Below are 14891 nucleotides of genomic sequence, written 5' to 3'. Positions count from 1 at the left end.
GCCGGCCGGGGCGATGACCCCCCCCCGCCTCAGCACCCCCCTGGACCTCAGCGCCCTGTGAGAGAAAGAGCAGAATGCCCCGCTTCAGCATCATCGTCCCCACCCATGGAGTCGCCGGACGGCTGGCCCTCGCACTGGACTCGGTGCTCGGCCAGTCCTTCGGCGACTTCGAGCTGATCACGGTCTGCGACGCGCCGGACTCCCCGGCGGGCGAGCTGGTCGCCGGGTACGCCGCGCGGGACTCCCGGGTCGTCCCGGTGCACTCACCGCCGTCGGACGGGCTGAGCGGGGCACGCAACACCGGGATCGAGGCGGCGGCCGGCGCCTATCTGCTCTTCCTGGACGGGGACGACGTCCTGGTGCCGGGCGCGCTGGGGGTCCTGGACGGCGCGCTGCGCGAGGAGACCGATGTCGTGTACTTCGCGCACGAGCGGGTCCACTGGTGGGACGTCGAGACCAGCACGCCTCCGCTCCCGAGGACGCCCGACGGGGTCTTCGCGCCCGACCGGGCACCGCGGCTGACCGGTGTGCTGCTGCCGGCCTGGAGCGCGGCCTACCGGCGGGAGTTCGTGCGCGGGCACCGGCTCGTCTTCCCCCCGGGCCATTTCACGGATCTGGGCTGGGGCGGTCTGGTGAACGTCGCCGCCGAGCGGACGGCGGTGCTGCGCCCGGTCCTGGTCCGTCATCTGCTGCGCCGGCAGGGCAGCCGGCTGAACGAGCCGGGCGAGCACCAGTTCCACCTGCTCGACCAGGTCGACCTGGTACTGCGGCGGGCGGCCGGGCAAGGACTGTCCGAGGAACGGTCGAAGGCGCTGTTCGGCGACCTGTTCGCGGCGGTGCTGAAGTCGGCGGCCCACCCCAGACGGCTCCCGCTGAGCCGCCGCCGGGCCTTCTTCCGCCGTGCGGGCGGGCTCTACCGGCTCCACCGCCCGGCCGGATTCCGGCCCCCGGCGGGCCGGATCGGGGTGCAGCACCGGCTGCTGGCGGCCGGGGCGTACAGCGCGTTCCGGGCGCTGCGCGGTGTCAACCGGCGGCTGCCGCGCGTCTGGGCGAAGGTGTCGCGTCCCCGGCTGCTGCGCACCCGTACGCGGTACGCCGCGCAGCTGCGCCGCCCCCTGGACGAGAACCTCGCGGTGTACTGCGCCTACTGGGGGCGCGGCTACGCCTGCAACCCGGCCGCGATCCACGCCAAGGCCCGTGAACTCGCCCCGCACATCAAGGGGGTGTTCCTGGTGGAGGCGGACGCGGTGGACGGTCTGCCCTCGGGTGTGGACCACGCGGTGCTCGGCAGCGCCCGCTCGTGGGAGGTGCTGGCCCGCGCCAAGTACCTGATCAACAACGCCAATTTCGCGGACGGTGTCGTCAAGCGGCCCGGCAGTGTGCACCTGCAGACCCAGCACGGCACCCCGCTCAAGAAGATGGGCGTCGACCAGTCGACGTACCCGGTGGTGGCCGCGGCGACCGGCAGCTTCACCAAGCTGCTGACCCGGGTGGACCGCTGGGACTACAACCTCTCCTCCAACCGGCACTCCACGGAGATGTGGGAGCGGGCGTTCCCTGGCACGTACGAAGCCCTGGAGTACGGCTATCCACGCAACGACGTCTACTGCACGGCGACCGCCGAGGACGTGGCACGGGTGCGCGCGGAACTGGGCGTGCCCGAGGGCAGGACGGCCCTGCTCTACGCACCGACGCACCGGGACTACAGCACGGGGTTCGAGTCCCGGCTGGACCTGGAGGAGTTCTGCGAGGAGATCGGCGACTCCTTCGTCGTGCTGCTGCGCGCCCACTACTTCTACGACGGGGGCGGCCGCGCGGCCGGCGGGCGGATCATCGACGTGACCCGGCACCGCTCCTCGGAGGACGTCTGCCTGGCCGCCGACGCGCTGATCACGGACTACTCCTCGATCATGTTCGACTACGCCAACCTCGACCGTCCGATCGTCGTGTACGCGGACGACTGGGAGGTGTACCGGGAGACGCGGGGCGTCTACTTCGATCTGCTCCAGGCGCCGCCCGGGCAGGTGGCCGCCACCCCCGGGGAACTCGCCCGGGTGTTCCGGGACGGCTCCTACGCGGACGACTCCGCGCGTGCCCTGCGGACCGCCTTCCGGGAGCGGTTCTGTGCGTTCGACGACGGTCAGGCCGCCGAACGGGTCGTCCGCCGGGTGCTGCTGGGCCAGCCGCCCGAGGCGATCCCTCCGGTGATCCCGCTCGCCGAACGGCTTCCGGCCCCCGCCGCGTCCACCCTCGTAAGGAGCTGACGTGCCCCGCTTCAGCGTCATCGTCCCCGTCTTCAAGGTGCAGGGCTTTCTGCGCGAGTGCCTCGACTCGGTCCTGGAGCAGTCCTACACCGATCTGGAGGTGATCGCCGTCGACGACTGCTCCCCGGACGGCTGCGGCGCGATCCTCGACGAGTACGCGGCCCGCGACCCGCGTGTGCGGGTGCTGCACCTGCCGCAGAACGTGGGGCTCGGCCGCGCCCGGAACGCCGGAATGCCGTACGCCGAGGGGGAGTTCCTCCTCTTCCTGGACAGCGACGACACGCTCACGCCGGGCGCCCTGCGCGCCGTCGCCGACCGTCTCGACGAGACCACCGACCCCGGCCACGGCGGCCCGGACGTGCTCGTGTTCGACTACGCGCGCACCTACTGGTGGGGCGGGACCCGCCGCAACGCCCTCGCCCATGTGCTCGCCGAGGCGGGCGACGGCACCTTCCGCGCCGCCGAGCACCCGGAGATCCTCGAACTGCTGATGGTGGTGTGGAACAAGGTCTACCGCCGCGAGTTCGTCGCACGGGAGGGCTTCACCTTCCCGCCCGGCTACTACGAGGACACCCCCTGGACCTTCCCGGTCATGCTCAGCGCCGACCGGATCGCCACGCTCGACCGGATCTGTCTGAACTACCGGCAGCGGCGGCAGGGCAACATCCTGTCCACCACCAGCCGCAAGCACTTCGACATCCACGACCAGTACGAGCGGGTCTTCGCGTTCGTGGACTCCCGCCCGGAGCTGGCCCGCTGGCGCCCTTACCTGCACCGCAAGATGGGCGAGCACTGTCTCGACATCCTCGCCAAACCGGACCGCCTGCCCGCCTCCGACAAGGGCGAGTTCTTCGCGCGGACGGCCGCGCTCTTCCGTGAGCACCGCAGCGGTCCCGTGCCGCCCGAACTACGGGTCCTGACCGGCGGATACCCGCTCTACCGGGCCCGGCGGGGGGCCTCCCGCGCCGGCGGGGAACTGGCCCGGCGCGGACGGCAGGCCCGCTCGGCGGCGGTCGCCCGGACCAAGCGGGGCTGGTCCGCGGCGCACGGACTCCGGCCGCTGGACCCCGGGTTGGCGGTGTACTCGGCGTTCTCGCACCGCGGGGTGCTCGGCGACCCGGGCGCCGTCTACCGCGCGGCCCGTGAACTCGCCCCGCACATCCGGGGCGTGTGGGTGGTACGCCCGGACCAGGTGGGACAGCTGCCGCCCGGGATCGAGCACGTCGCACCGGACTCGCTCGACTACCGCCGGGTGACCGCGCGGGCGACGTACTTCGTGAACAACGTCAACTGGCCGGGGACGCTGACCAAGCGCGAGGGCAGCGTCCACATCCACACCCACCAGGGCACACCGCTGAAGTACATGGGAGCGGACCTGCTGGGCAAGCCAGGTGCCCGGCACGGCTTCGACGTGCCGCAGATGCTGCGCCGCGCGGACCGCTGGGACTTCAGCCTGGTCGCCAACCGTCACTCCGAACTGGTCTGGGACCGCGCCTACCCCTGCCACTTCACCTCGCTGCGCACCGGCAGTCCCCGCAACGACCTTCTCGTGCGGGCGCGGCCCGAGGACGGGCTGCCGGTCCGGGCGCGGCTCGGCATCCCGGCCGGCCACCGGGTGGTGCTGTACGCGCCGACGCGCCGCGACTACGTCAGGGGCGGCCACCTCGACCGTCTCGATCTCGCCCGGTTCGCCGAGGACCTGGGCGAGGGCCACACCCTCGTCGTACGGCTGCATCCCTCGCTGGCGGACGGCCCGGCGCGCGGGGCGGGTCTGTCCGAGCTGCACCGGCGCGGTGTGGTGGTCGACGCGACGGACGAACCGCACGTCGAGGAGCTGATGCTCGCCGCCGACGTACTGGTCACGGACTACTCGGCTCTGCTGTTCGACTACGCGAACCTGGACCGGCCGATCGTGGTCCACGCCGACGACTGGGGGGCGTACGCGGCGAGCCGGGGCACGTACTTCGACATCACGGCCGACGCGCCGGGTCATGTGACCCGCTCCTACCCGGACCTGGCCCGGCTGTTCGCGTCCGGGGCGTGGCAGGACGCGGAGTCGACGCGGCTGCGGGCCGGATTCCGGGCGCGGTTCTGCGCGTTCGACGACGGGCGGGCCGCCGAGCGGGTGGTGCGGACGCTGATGCTCGGTGAGGACGTCACCGGGCCGGCGGCCGCCGTCCAGGTGCCCGCGCAGGCCGGGCACGACGTGCTCACCTCGTCGTGAGCGCCCCGGGAGACGTTCTCCCGGGGGACGTTCGCCCGGGGGCCGGGCGGGCGCGGTTCCGGGTGCTCCTCCTGGCCGTCGTCTTCACGGTCCTGCAACTCGCGAACGTCACCGGCCGGGACAGCCCCGACAGCAAGAACTACCTCTCGTACGCGCTGAGCCTGGGCGGTGCGGGCAAGCACGAGGCGGCCTCGCTGACCATCGACTACGTCTGTGCCGGCAAGGCCTCCCTCGCCCGCCGTGCCCAGAGCGTCGACGTGCTGCGCTTCCACGCGCCGAGCCCCGCCCGGCGGGTCTTCGAGGAGTGCCGGCGCGAGCAGTGGCAGGGGGTGACGCAGCGGCTGCGGGCCGGGCAGACCTCGGGGCACACCGTGCCGTTCATGTCGGCGCGCTTCATGCGGATCTTCGAGGCGCGGCCCGGCTACCCGGCCCTGCTGGCGCCGTTCGTGAAGGTGCTCGGGGTGACGTGGGGGGTGTGGGCGTCGAGCGTCCTCGTCACCGCCGCCGGGGGTGTGCTCGCCTTCCTCGTACTGCGCACCCTGCGAGCCCCCGCGGTCGCGGCCCTGGCCGGACAGGCGCTCTTCTACGTCCTGCCGTGCGGCACGACCGCCATGCGCCCGATGACCGAGGGCCTGCTGCTGGATCTGACGCTGGCCGCGCTGTGGGGCTGCGCGCTGGCTCTGGAGGGCCGGGGGCGGGCCGGGACCCTGCTGGTCGGGGGCTCGCTGGCGGCGCTCTTCGCGGTGAAGCACTCGCAGGCGTTGTTCCTCGGGCTGTGCCTGGCGGGCGCGTGCGCGGTGACGGCCGTGCGGCGCGGCGGTCTGCGCCGGCCGCTGCGCGGCCTCACGCCGCCGTTCGCGGCGATCGGCGCGGTGGCGGCCGGTGCGGTCGTGGTCACGGTCCTCGCGGCGCGGGCGCTGCGCTACCCGTCCGAGTCGGAGAGTGCCCAGGACCTGCTCACGGGGCACTTCACCGTGCCGGACCGCGGCCGCCCGTGGCCGGAACTCCTGCACCTCGAAGCCGACTTCTGGGTGGAGTGGCTGCGCCGAGGGCTGTGGGAGCCGTTCGTCCTCGCGGCCCTGGCGGCCGGGGCCTGGGGGGTGGCGCGACGGCGTCCGGCGTTCGCCGTACTACTGGTCGCGGGCGCGCTCACCGGCGTCCTCAACCAGGCGGCGCATCCCGACATCACCATCTACGGGGACCGGCTGATCGTGCTGGTGTGGGTGCTGCCGGTGGTGGGACTCCCGCTGCTGCTGGAACCGGCCGTACGGCACCGGGCGCGGGGCCTGGAAACGGTGCCGGGTCCGCTGCGCACCGACGCCGGGGTCACCCCGTGAGATGAGCCCGGCGGGCGTCCGCGGACCTCGCGGGACGACCAAGCCCGGACACACCCGTGCCCCGCACCCCTCGCGGACGCGGGGCACGGGGCGGGACGACTCGGTGCGGTCCTACTCGACGACGAGCTCGACCGGGATGTTGCCGCGGGTCGCGTTGGAGTAGGGGCAGACCTGGTGGGCCTGCTCGACCAGCTTGCGGCCGGTGGCCTGGTCCACGGAGTCGGGAAGCTCGACGCGGAGCGTGACGGCGAGGCCGAAGCCCTCGCCCTGCTTGCCGATGCCGACCTCACCGGTCACCGAGGCCTCGCTGACGTCGACCTTGGCCGCACGGCCGACGAGACCGAGGGCGCTGGCGAAACAGGCGGCGTAGCCGGCGGCGAACAGCTGCTCCGGGTTGGTGCCCTGACCGCTGCCGCCCATCTCCACCGGCACGGCCAGCTGGAGGTCGAGCTTGCCGTCGGAGCTGACGGCGCGACCGTCACGGCCGTGGGTGGCGGTGGCGACAGCGGTGTAGAGCGTGTCCATGAAGACCATCCCTCTCAGGTGAATGTCCTGTCGGAGCGGCCGGTCCGGCCGCCTCACGAGGTCAATTAGAGCACACAACTTAATTGCACACAACTTAATGATGGGCGAGCGCTATCCTGGGGGTATGACCGCCATGCCGACCCCGCAGCCCCAGGCCCCGTCCGACGGGGACTACCTCCGTCTCGACCAGCAGATCTGCTTCTCCCTCAACGCGGCGTCGCGCGCCTTCGGCGGCGTCTACCGGGTGATCCTCAAGGACCTCGGGCTGACCTATCCGCAGTACCTCGTGATGCTGGTGCTGTGGGAGCACGGGGAGCTGCCCGTGAAGAAGGTCGGCGAACACCTGCGGCTCGACTCCGGGACGCTGTCGCCGCTCCTCAAACGGCTGGAGACGGCCGGCCTGGTACGGCGTGAGCGCAGCGCCCTCGACGAGCGCTCCGTGCACGTCCACCTCACGGACGAGGGAGTGGCCCTGCGCGCACGCGCCCTGCAGGTGCCCCGCCGGATCGCCGCCGCGACGGGTTTCCAGCTCGACGAGATCGTCGAACTGCAGTCCCGTCTTGACCGGTTGACGGCCGCGCTGGACCAGGCGGCCCGCGAGGAGGCACCGGACCCCGGCCCGGCCGGACACTGAGGACCGGTCACGGGCGCGCCGCGGGACGCCCACGGGACCCGTCGGGGACCCGCCGTGGGACGCCCACGGGACCCGCAGGGGACCCGACCCGCCACGGGACGCGCCGTGGGACGAGCCACGGGACCCCTCATGGGACCCGCCACCGGACCCGACGCGGGACGAGCCACGGAACCCGCCGTGGGGCCGGCCACCGGACCGCTCATGGGACCCGACGCCGGACCCGACGCGAGACGCGCTGCCGGACCCGACGCGGGACCCGGCGCGGGATGCGCTGCGGGACCAGCCACCGGACGAACCACCGGACCCGTCACGGGACACGCCACCGGGCCTCGTCACGAGCCGTCCCTCAGACCGGGCCGCGGACGGTCCGAGGGACGGCCGCGGGCAGGTGTTCCGCCGCCCGGTCGCCCACCGGCGGGTACGGATCGCCCACCGGCGGATACGGGTCGTCGATCCACGGGTCCGGGTCGTCCACCGGCTGGTCGTCCACCGGCTGGTCGTCCACCGGCAGGTCTCCCGCTCGCGGTTCCGCCACCCGCGGGTGGCGCACATACAGGCGCAGGGTGACACCCCGGCGCGTGAGTTGCTCGCGCAGGGTGAAGTCCTCGCCGATCACGGCGAGTTTGGCCCGCTCGGTCGGAGTGCGCGGGCGCCAGCCCGACCGCAGCGCGAACGGCGCGGCGACCACCCACACATGGTCGAGTCCGGCGAGCCGCCGACGCAGTTCGGCGGGACCCTCCTCCTCGCCGTACAACGTCCCGGAGGCCGTCGCCGAGGCCCGGAGCGCGACGTCCCGCGCCCCGCGGTAGCCGTCCGGATACGCCAGCGCGGACCGGCGTGCGAGCGAGGGCAGGAACAACACCGGGTCACCGGGGCGCAGTTCGCGTCCGACGGCGGCGGAGACGGCGGCGAGGTTGTCGGGGCGGCGGTCGGGCGTACGGTCCTGGTGCAGCAGCGGCAACTGGGCGGTGAGCGCGAGCGCGACCGCGAGGACCCCGGCGACGGCGGCCACCGGCACCCGCGCCCTCGTCCGCGCCCTCCAGGCGGCCCGCGGCACCGCCCACCGGTCCCACCGCCGGGCCACCGCCCGCGCCAGCCGGTCCGCCCCCGCCGCGGCCAGCAGCGGCGCGCCCGCCAGGGCGTAGAGGACGTACCGCTCGTCGTACAGCGGCCGGAAGCGGGAGACCGTGATCAGTACGGCCGGCGGAAGCACCATCAGCGGCGCGGCGACCGCCGCGAGGGTGATCTCCCCGCGCGGCACCGGCGTCAGCAGCCCGAGGACGGCGAGGACCAGGAAGGGCACGAAGACCGCCTGGGTCGGCCCGGCGAACGCCCGCAGCAGCCGGTCCACGCTCTCCCAGTCCGGCGCGGTCAGCCACGCGACCTGCCCGGACTGCCCGTGCGAGACCAGGACCAGCGGGGACAGCGCCAGCACCGCCCCTCCGGCCGCGCACCCCCAGCGCCACCAGACCCGGCGCGGCATCCGGGCCACGGCCAGCGTCGCGGCGTGCGCGAGCAGCAGGAGCACCGCGAACTCGTGCAGCAGACAGGTGACCGCGACCGTCGCGCCGTACCCCCACCACACCCCCGTACCCGCCGACCGCGCGCCCCTGACCAGGAGCAGCGTCGCCCCCGCCGCGCCCGCCGCGACCAGCGCGTACGACCGGCCCTCCTGCGCGAAGTGCCCGGCCAGCGGGGTGACGGCGTACAGCAGCCCGGCCCACAGGCCCACCCGTGGGCGGCACAGGCGGACACCGAGGGCGGCGACGAGGCCCGCGGCGGCCGCGGCGCCGCAGACCGAGGGCAGCCGGAGCGCGACCTCTCCGGGATCGGGGGCGAGGACGGCGTGCATGAAGAGGTAGTACAGGCCGTGCACCGCGTCCACGTGGTGCAGCAGATGCCAGATCTGCGGGACCGAGCGCCGCGCGACCTGGAAGGTGGCCGCCTCGTCGCGCCATATGCCGCCGCGGTCGAGCCCCCAGAGCCCGAGCGTGAGCATGACCAGCACGGGCAGCAGGACCGCCACCACCTCCGCGACGACCACCGGACGGCCGGCTCCGGACCGCTTCATCGACACCCTCACTGAGACCGATTTAGTACTATTAGCCAACCTTTATGGAGGGTTGACGGCGTATCGCCGTTCCCGAGGCATTCAGGAAGCTTACGATCCGGCATTGATGAGCGTTTACCTGAGCCCCCGACACCGCCTGCTCCCCCTCGCCCTGGTCTGGGTACTCACCCGTGCCCTGATGCTGTGGCTGCTCCAGCACGACGACCTCGCCGTGCTCGGCGGCGGCGGGGTCTCGCGCGAGGTGAGCCATCTGTACTTCCGCTGGTACGGCGTCCTGTCGCACGGCGCCTGTCCGGTGGGCGACCGGCTCTGGCAGTACCCGCCGGGCGCGGGCGCGGTCCTGCTCACGCCCGCGCTGCTGCCGGGCCTTACGTACGCGCAGGCCTTCGTCACCCTCACGCTCCTCGCGGACGCCGTGATCGCGCTGGCGCTCGTGCGCGCGGGCTCCCGGCCGGGCCGCAGCCTGCGGGGCGCGACCCTGTGGACGCTGGGCCTGCCGCTGCTGCTGCACGTGCCGCTCGCCCGTTACGACGTACAGGTCACGGCGTTCGCGGTGCTCTCCCTGCTGGCCCTGCCGCGCTCCCCGCGCGCGGGCGGCGTGCTCGCCGCGTGCGGCGCCCTGGTGAAGGTCTGGCCGGCCCTCGCCCTGCTGGGCACCCCGCGCGGCCGGACGACGCGGGAGGCCTGGACGGCGGCGGCGCTCACGGCGGCCGTCCTGCTCGCCGTCCTGACGGCGGCCTTCAGCGACCCCTTCGACTTCCTGCGCCAGCAGGGCGGCCGGGGCGTGCAGATCGAGTCGCTCGGTGGCACGCTCCTCGGCTTCGCGCGCCACGCGGGCTGGCAGGGCAGGGTGCGCTACCAGTACGGCGCGATGGAGTTCGTGGGCCCGTACGTCTCCACGGTCGCGGCGGCCTCGCTCGTCCTCACGCTCGCCTGCTTCGGGCTCCTGCTGCTGTGGCGGGTGCGCGCGCGGCGCTGGACGCTCGCCACCCCGAACGACGCGGCGCTCGCCGCCGTGCTGCTGTTCACGGTGACCAGCCGGGTGATCAGCCCCCAGTACATGGTGTGGCTGCTCGGCCTGTCCGCCGTCTGCCTGACCTCGCGTCACACCACCCAGCGCCCGGTGGCCGCGCTGATCCTGGCGGCGACCGCGGTCAGCTCCGTGGTCTACCCCGCCCTGTACGAGGAGGTCACCGGAAGCACCTGGACGGGCTGCCTGCTGATGCTCGTACGCAACGGACTGCTGGTCACGGCTGCCGCGCTGTCCCTCACCCGGCTGTGGCGTGCCGGTCTGCCCGCCGCGCCGCGGCCGGGGCCCGCCGCACCCGCCAGGGATCCACGGCCGGCTCCCGTCGTCTCCCCGACCGGGCACTGAAACACCTCTCCGCCCAAGCACTGCCGCCATTCCCACGATCCCGGCCGGAGAGCCCATGAAGCCCCAGCACGCGCAGGTCTGTGTCGTCGTCATCGGGTACAACGACGCCGCCCATGTGACGGACGCGGTGCGCTCGGCACTCGCCCAGGGCCCGGCCGTCCGGGAGGTGGTGGCGGTCGACGACCGGTCCACCGACGGGAGCGCCCGCCTGCTCGACCGCCTCGCCGCCGGCGAGCCGCGCCTGCGGGTCGTCCACCGCGGGGAGAACAGCGGGGGCTGCGGCAGCCCCCGCAACGACGGCGTCGACGCGGCGACCGCCCCGTACGTCATGTTCCTGGACAGCGACGACGTGCTGCCGCCCGGAGCGGTCGACGCGCTGCTCGGCGCGGCGCTGGAGCGGCGCGCCGAGGTCACGGCCGGCCTGTGCGTGCGCCGTGAGCTGCCCTCGGGCCGCGAGACCCCGTGGCAGCGCGCGCTCTACGCCGAACCGGCCCTGCTCCCGCACCCGTCCCGGCGTCCGCGCCTGGTCCACGACACCCTGTGCGTCAACAAGCTGTACCGCACCGACTTCCTGCGCGAGCACCGCGTCCGGTTCCCCGAGGGCCGCCACCCCTACGAGGACTTCGTGTTCACCGCGCGGGTGCTGGCCGCCGGGCCGCGCGTCGCGCTGATCCCCGACACGGTCTACGTCTGGCACGTACGGCGCGGCGCCGCACGGCTGTCGATCTCGCTCGACCGCGCCGACATCGACAACTGGCGGGCCAGGACGGAGGCCGGCCGCACCGCCCACGCGATCCTCCTCGACGCCGGCGAGAAGCGCCTCGCGCGCGCCGCCCGGGCCCGGTTCCTCGACCACGAACTACGCCTGTACGCCCGCGAGCTGGAGCTGCGCACCCCGGCGTACCGGCGTGCGTGGTGGGAGCTCACCCGTGCCCACCTCACGTCGTTCGACGCGGCCGACCTCACCGTCGACCCGACCGCGCCCGGCCGTCTGATCGCCCGGGTCGTCCTGGCCGCCCCCGGCCCCCGCGACCTCCCCCGGCTCAAGGAACTCGCCGCCCGCCCGGCCCGGCTGCGCCCGCCGTACGCGCGGGCCGCCGACGGCACACCCGTCTGGTCGCACGACCTCCCGCAGGTGACGCTCGACCACCTTCTGCTGCGCCCGGCGCGCGTGCTGCCCGCCGCCGTCGACGCCGAACTCCGGCCCCGCGCGCGTGCGGCCCTGCTGCGCCTCCGGCTGCACGACCTGTACGGCCGGATCGCACAGGCCGGACCGGCCTCGGCGGACGTCACCTTCTCGCACCGGGTGGAGGGGCGGACGGCCCCGAGCCTGCGGGTCGCCCTCGCGCCGGATCCCGACCGGAGCGGCTGGTCGGCCGAGACGCCGGTGAACCTGTCGGCACTGGGCCACGGCACCTGGGACCTGCGGCTGCGGCTCCACTTCCGCGACGGCACGCACCGTGACGTCAGCGCCCACGCGGTGGGCGGCCCAGGGCTGCTGCGCCGCCACGCGGTCCTGGACTCCCGGCACGGAGTGCTGCTGGTGCAGCCCTACCGCACCCACGCGGGGTCGCTGGCCCTGCGGCTGGCGCCCGGTTGGCGAGGAGTGACCGAGGTGGCGCGCCGTCGACTCGGCCGCCTGCTCCCGTAGAACCCGCCCTCGGCAGCCACCACCGTGCACTTTCCCCCGGACCCGGCCCGTCACCTTCCCCCGGCCCGTCACCTTCCCCCTCCGGCCCGCCCCGGTACCGGACGGGCCCGGGCGTCCGCGGTCGCCGGGCGGGGCCGGTCCGTCCTCAGCTCCCCGCCATGACCGCCCGCGGCGCCCCGGCGGACCGCGGGAAGGTGACGCCGGTCAGCTCCTCGGAGGCCTGCCACAGCCGGACCGCGGCGACCGGGTCGCTGGCCGCTGCCGACCGGCCGACGAGGGTCGGGCCGCCGCGCATCTCGGCGAACCCGTCCGGTCCGACGTAGCTGGCGCCGGGCAGGTCCTGTGTGGCCGCGTACAGCGTGGGCAGCGCCCCCGCCCTGTTGTCCTGGGCGATGAACCGGTTGCCCACCGCCATCAGGGCGCGGCGCACCGCGCTGGCGTCGTGGCCCTGGAGGCCGGTGGCGGCCCAGCCGGGGTGCGCGGCGAGCGCGCGGACCGACGATCCCTCCGCCGCGAGCCGGCTCTGCAGTTCCAGGGTGAAGAGCAGGTTGGCCAGCTTGGACTGGCCGTAGGCGGCGACGGGCGTGTACTCGCCCGCGAGGTTCAGGTTGTCGAAGTGCACGTGGTTGCCGGCGGGGAACCGGTGAGCGCCGGAGGACACCGTGACCACGCGGTCGGTGACGTACGGCAGCAGCAGGTTGGTCAGGGCGAAGTGCCCCAGATGGTTCGTCCCGAACTGCATCTCGAAGCCGTCCTTGGTGCTGGCCTCGGGGATGTTCATGACGCCCGCGTTGTTGATCAGGAGGTCGAGGTCGCCCCGCCAGGCCGCGGCGAACTCGCGGACGGAGGCGAGGTCCGCCAGGTCCAGCCGGCGCACCTCGACGCTGCCGTGGACGGTACGGGCGGCGGCCTCACCGCGCCGCGGGTCCCGTACGGCGAGGACCACATGGGCGCCCGCCCGCGCGAGGGCGTCGACCGTGGCGATGCCGAGCCCGCTGTTGGCGCCGGTGACGACGGCGGTGCGGCCGGTCTGGTCGCCGATGTCGCCCGCGCCCCACTTCTTCTTGCCCTGCTCGACAGCCGAGTCCTTGGTAGCCATGGCGCCCAATGTAGGCGTCGACAACAATGATGTCAACGACAACAATGATGGCGTTGCCAACAATGTAGTCGCCGGTCACATACCGGATAGACTGCCGCCCATGCAGACCCGCCCCCGCCCCTACCACCACGGAGACCTGCGCGCCGCGCTCCTCGCCCGCGCCGAGGAGACCCTCCGGGAGAAGGGCCCGGCCGCGCTCTCCCTGCGCGAGCTCGCCCGCGACCTGGGCGTCAGCCATGCCGCGCCCAGCCGCCACTTCAAGGACAAGCAGGCCCTGCTGGACGCGCTGGCCCTGACCGGCTTCGAGCGCCTGAGCAGCACCCTGGCCGCCTCGCAGGAGACGGCCGGCGAGTCCTTCGCCGACCGTCTCGGCGCCCTGGCCCGCAGCTACGTCGGCTTCGCCACCGCCAACGCGGAACTCCTCGACCTGATGTTCTCCACCAAGCACGACCCCGCGGCGTCCGACGCCCTCCTGAAGGCCTCCCAGGGCATGTCCGCACTCGCCACCGAACTCATCACCGAGGGCCGGCGCACCGGCGAGGTCCGTGACGCCCCGCTCGAAGCCATCGCCATACCGATGTTCAGCACCCTCCACGGCTTCGCCAGTCTCGCCGTCAGCAGCACCCTGCCCGCCGACACCCTCGACGCCAACCTCGACGACGTCATCGCCCACACGCTCCGCGGCTGCGCGCCCGACCGCCCCGCGCCACGCTGACCGGCCACCCCGGTCCCGGCCGTACGCTTCCGCGATGACGGAAACCCGTGAACTCCGCGCCCTGGGCTGCGTCCTGGGCTCCGCCGTGGGCGACGCGCTCGGCGCGCCCTTCGAGTTCGGCCCGGAGGGCGCGTTCTCGGCCCGCTTCCCGGAGCCCGGGTGCGGCGGGGAGATGTGCGGCGGCGGAGGGTGGGAGCCCGGTGAGGCGACCGACGACACCCAGATGGCCGTGCTGGTCGGGGAATCGCTGCTGGAGCGGGGCGGCCTCGAACTCCCGGACGTCTTCGGGAGGTTCCGGCGGTGGGCGGCCGCGGAACCCAAGGACATCGGGCTGCAGACCGAGGCCGTGCTGGAGAGCGGGGACCCCTGGGACCTCGCCGCCGCGGTGCACTTCCAGGTGAGCCGGCGAGGGGCGGGGAACGGTTCGCTGATGCGCGCCGCGACCTCCGCCGTCCACTTCGCGCGTCAGGGACGGGAGGCCACCATGGAGGCGGCCCGGCGCATCGCCGCGCTCACCCACGGCGACCGCGCGGCCTGGGAGGGCACGGCGGTCTTCCACGAGTTGGTCCGGGTCGCGCTGGACGGCGCCGACCCGCTCGCCGCCGTACCCCGCGCCGTACGGGCGGTGCACCCGGACCACCGGGACCGCTACGCCGCCGTTCTCGCCGAGGACTGGCATCCCGACCGGGCCACCGAGTTCAACGGCGCCGTGTGGCCGTGTCTGGGATCCGCGGTCTGGGCCCTGCGGAGCACGGACTCCTACGAGGGTGCCGTCCGCGCGGCCGTCGACCTCGGCGGGGACACGGACACCGTCGCCGCGGTCACGGGCGGCCTCGCGGGGGCCGTGTACGGAGCGGACGGCATCCCGGGACGGTGGATCGAGCCGCTGCACGTGCCGCTGCCGGGATTCGGCGGACGGGTCCTTCGTTCCCCCGAACTGGCGGCGCTCGCCCACCGGCTGACCGAGTGACACCGCCCGCGGCGCGGCCCCCGCGC

General features: G+C 74.1%; 11 protein-coding genes. 8 read left to right on the top strand and 3 right to left on the bottom strand.

From position 1 onward, the window contains the following. Positions 1-74 precede the first annotated feature (74 nt). The 3 genes from OG776_RS25435 (at position 75) to OG776_RS25425 (ending at position 5825) form a co-directional block, all read left to right on the top strand. Positions 75-2264, top strand: coding sequence for a bifunctional glycosyltransferase/CDP-glycerol:glycerophosphate glycerophosphotransferase (locus OG776_RS25435; protein ID WP_329322574.1), 2190 nt, complete (start codon positions 75-77; stop codon positions 2262-2264). Between the two features lies 1 nt (position 2265). Next, positions 2266-4488 (top strand): bifunctional glycosyltransferase/CDP-glycerol:glycerophosphate glycerophosphotransferase, encoded by a 2223-nt coding sequence (locus OG776_RS25430; protein ID WP_148008671.1) that lies wholly within the window; start codon positions 2266-2268, stop codon positions 4486-4488. 62 nt (positions 4489-4550) lie between these two features. Next, on the top strand, positions 4551-5825 hold the full coding sequence (locus OG776_RS25425; RefSeq protein ID WP_329322573.1) for a hypothetical protein: 1275 nt from the start codon (positions 4551-4553) through the stop codon (positions 5823-5825). A 111-nt stretch (positions 5826-5936) separates the two neighbouring features. Here OG776_RS25425 and OG776_RS25420 read toward each other — a convergent pair whose 3' ends face one another. After that, complete coding sequence (locus OG776_RS25420) at positions 5937-6350, bottom strand: organic hydroperoxide resistance protein (RefSeq protein ID WP_148008673.1); 414 nt, start codon at positions 6348-6350, stop codon at positions 5937-5939. Between the two features lie 124 nt (positions 6351-6474). Between OG776_RS25420 and OG776_RS25415 the strand changes: the two genes are divergently transcribed. Next, positions 6475-6984 (top strand): MarR family winged helix-turn-helix transcriptional regulator, encoded by a 510-nt coding sequence (locus tag OG776_RS25415; protein ID WP_148008674.1) that lies wholly within the window; start codon positions 6475-6477, stop codon positions 6982-6984. A gap of 346 nt (positions 6985-7330) precedes the next feature. Here the strand turns inward: OG776_RS25415 and OG776_RS25410 are convergent, their stop codons facing one another. Next, complete coding sequence (locus OG776_RS25410; RefSeq protein ID WP_329322572.1) at positions 7331-9055, bottom strand: glycosyltransferase family 39 protein; 1725 nt, start codon at positions 9053-9055, stop codon at positions 7331-7333. 106 nt (positions 9056-9161) lie between these two features. Here OG776_RS25410 and OG776_RS25405 point away from each other — a divergent pair, with 106 nt between their 5' ends. Together OG776_RS25405 and OG776_RS25400 are read left to right on the top strand one after the other, a co-directional pair. Next, positions 9162-10430 (top strand): glycosyltransferase 87 family protein, encoded by a 1269-nt coding sequence (locus OG776_RS25405; protein WP_329322571.1) that lies wholly within the window; start codon positions 9162-9164, stop codon positions 10428-10430. Between the two features lie 55 nt (positions 10431-10485). Continuing rightward, entirely contained in the window at positions 10486-12081 is a 1596-nt protein-coding gene (locus OG776_RS25400) for a glycosyltransferase family 2 protein (RefSeq protein ID WP_329322570.1), read from the top strand. A 145-nt stretch (positions 12082-12226) separates the two neighbouring features. Here OG776_RS25400 and OG776_RS25395 read toward each other — a convergent pair whose 3' ends face one another. Continuing rightward, positions 12227-13180: an oxidoreductase gene (locus OG776_RS25395; RefSeq protein ID WP_148008675.1), complete on the bottom strand. Its 954-nt coding sequence runs from the start codon at positions 13178-13180 to the stop codon at positions 12227-12229. Between the two features lie 100 nt (positions 13181-13280). On the opposite strand from OG776_RS25395, the gene OG776_RS25390 reads away from it, so the two are divergent. Both OG776_RS25390 and OG776_RS25385 read left to right on the top strand, forming a co-directional pair. Next, positions 13281-13895: a TetR/AcrR family transcriptional regulator gene (locus OG776_RS25390; RefSeq protein ID WP_148008676.1), complete on the top strand. Its 615-nt coding sequence runs from the start codon at positions 13281-13283 to the stop codon at positions 13893-13895. Between the two features lie 34 nt (positions 13896-13929). Beyond that, positions 13930-14865 (top strand): ADP-ribosylglycohydrolase family protein, encoded by a 936-nt coding sequence (locus OG776_RS25385; RefSeq protein WP_148008677.1) that lies wholly within the window; start codon positions 13930-13932, stop codon positions 14863-14865. The last annotated feature ends 26 nt before the right edge of the window (positions 14866-14891 follow it).

It is taken from the genome of Streptomyces sp. NBC_01689 (assembly GCF_036250675.1).
Taxonomy (GTDB): domain Bacteria; phylum Actinomycetota; class Actinomycetes; order Streptomycetales; family Streptomycetaceae; genus Streptomyces.
The sequence above is the reverse complement of the archived record's forward strand: the minus strand, read 5'-3'. Positions and strand labels throughout refer to the sequence as shown.

Excerpts from the sequence above, each read along its gene's own strand:
- OG776_RS25420 (WP_148008673.1), bottom strand. The coding sequence starts at position 6,350 with ATGGACACGCTCTACACCGCTGTCGCCACCGCCACCCACGGCCGTGAC.
- OG776_RS25415 (WP_148008674.1), top strand. The coding sequence starts at position 6,475 with ATGACCGCCATGCCGACCCCGCAGCCCCAGGCCCCGTCCGACGGGGAC.
- OG776_RS25385 (WP_148008677.1), top strand. The coding sequence starts at position 13,930 with ATGACGGAAACCCGTGAACTCCGCGCCCTGGGCTGCGTCCTGGGCTCC.
- OG776_RS25395 (WP_148008675.1), bottom strand. The coding sequence starts at position 13,180 with ATGGCTACCAAGGACTCGGCTGTCGAGCAGGGCAAGAAGAAGTGGGGC.
- OG776_RS25405 (WP_329322571.1), top strand. The coding sequence starts at position 9,162 with ATGAGCGTTTACCTGAGCCCCCGACACCGCCTGCTCCCCCTCGCCCTG.
- OG776_RS25435 (WP_329322574.1), top strand. The coding sequence starts at position 75 with ATGCCCCGCTTCAGCATCATCGTCCCCACCCATGGAGTCGCCGGACGG.
- OG776_RS25400 (WP_329322570.1), top strand. The coding sequence starts at position 10,486 with ATGAAGCCCCAGCACGCGCAGGTCTGTGTCGTCGTCATCGGGTACAAC.
- OG776_RS25410 (WP_329322572.1), bottom strand. The coding sequence starts at position 9,055 with ATGAAGCGGTCCGGAGCCGGCCGTCCGGTGGTCGTCGCGGAGGTGGTG.
- OG776_RS25390 (WP_148008676.1), top strand. The coding sequence starts at position 13,281 with ATGCAGACCCGCCCCCGCCCCTACCACCACGGAGACCTGCGCGCCGCG.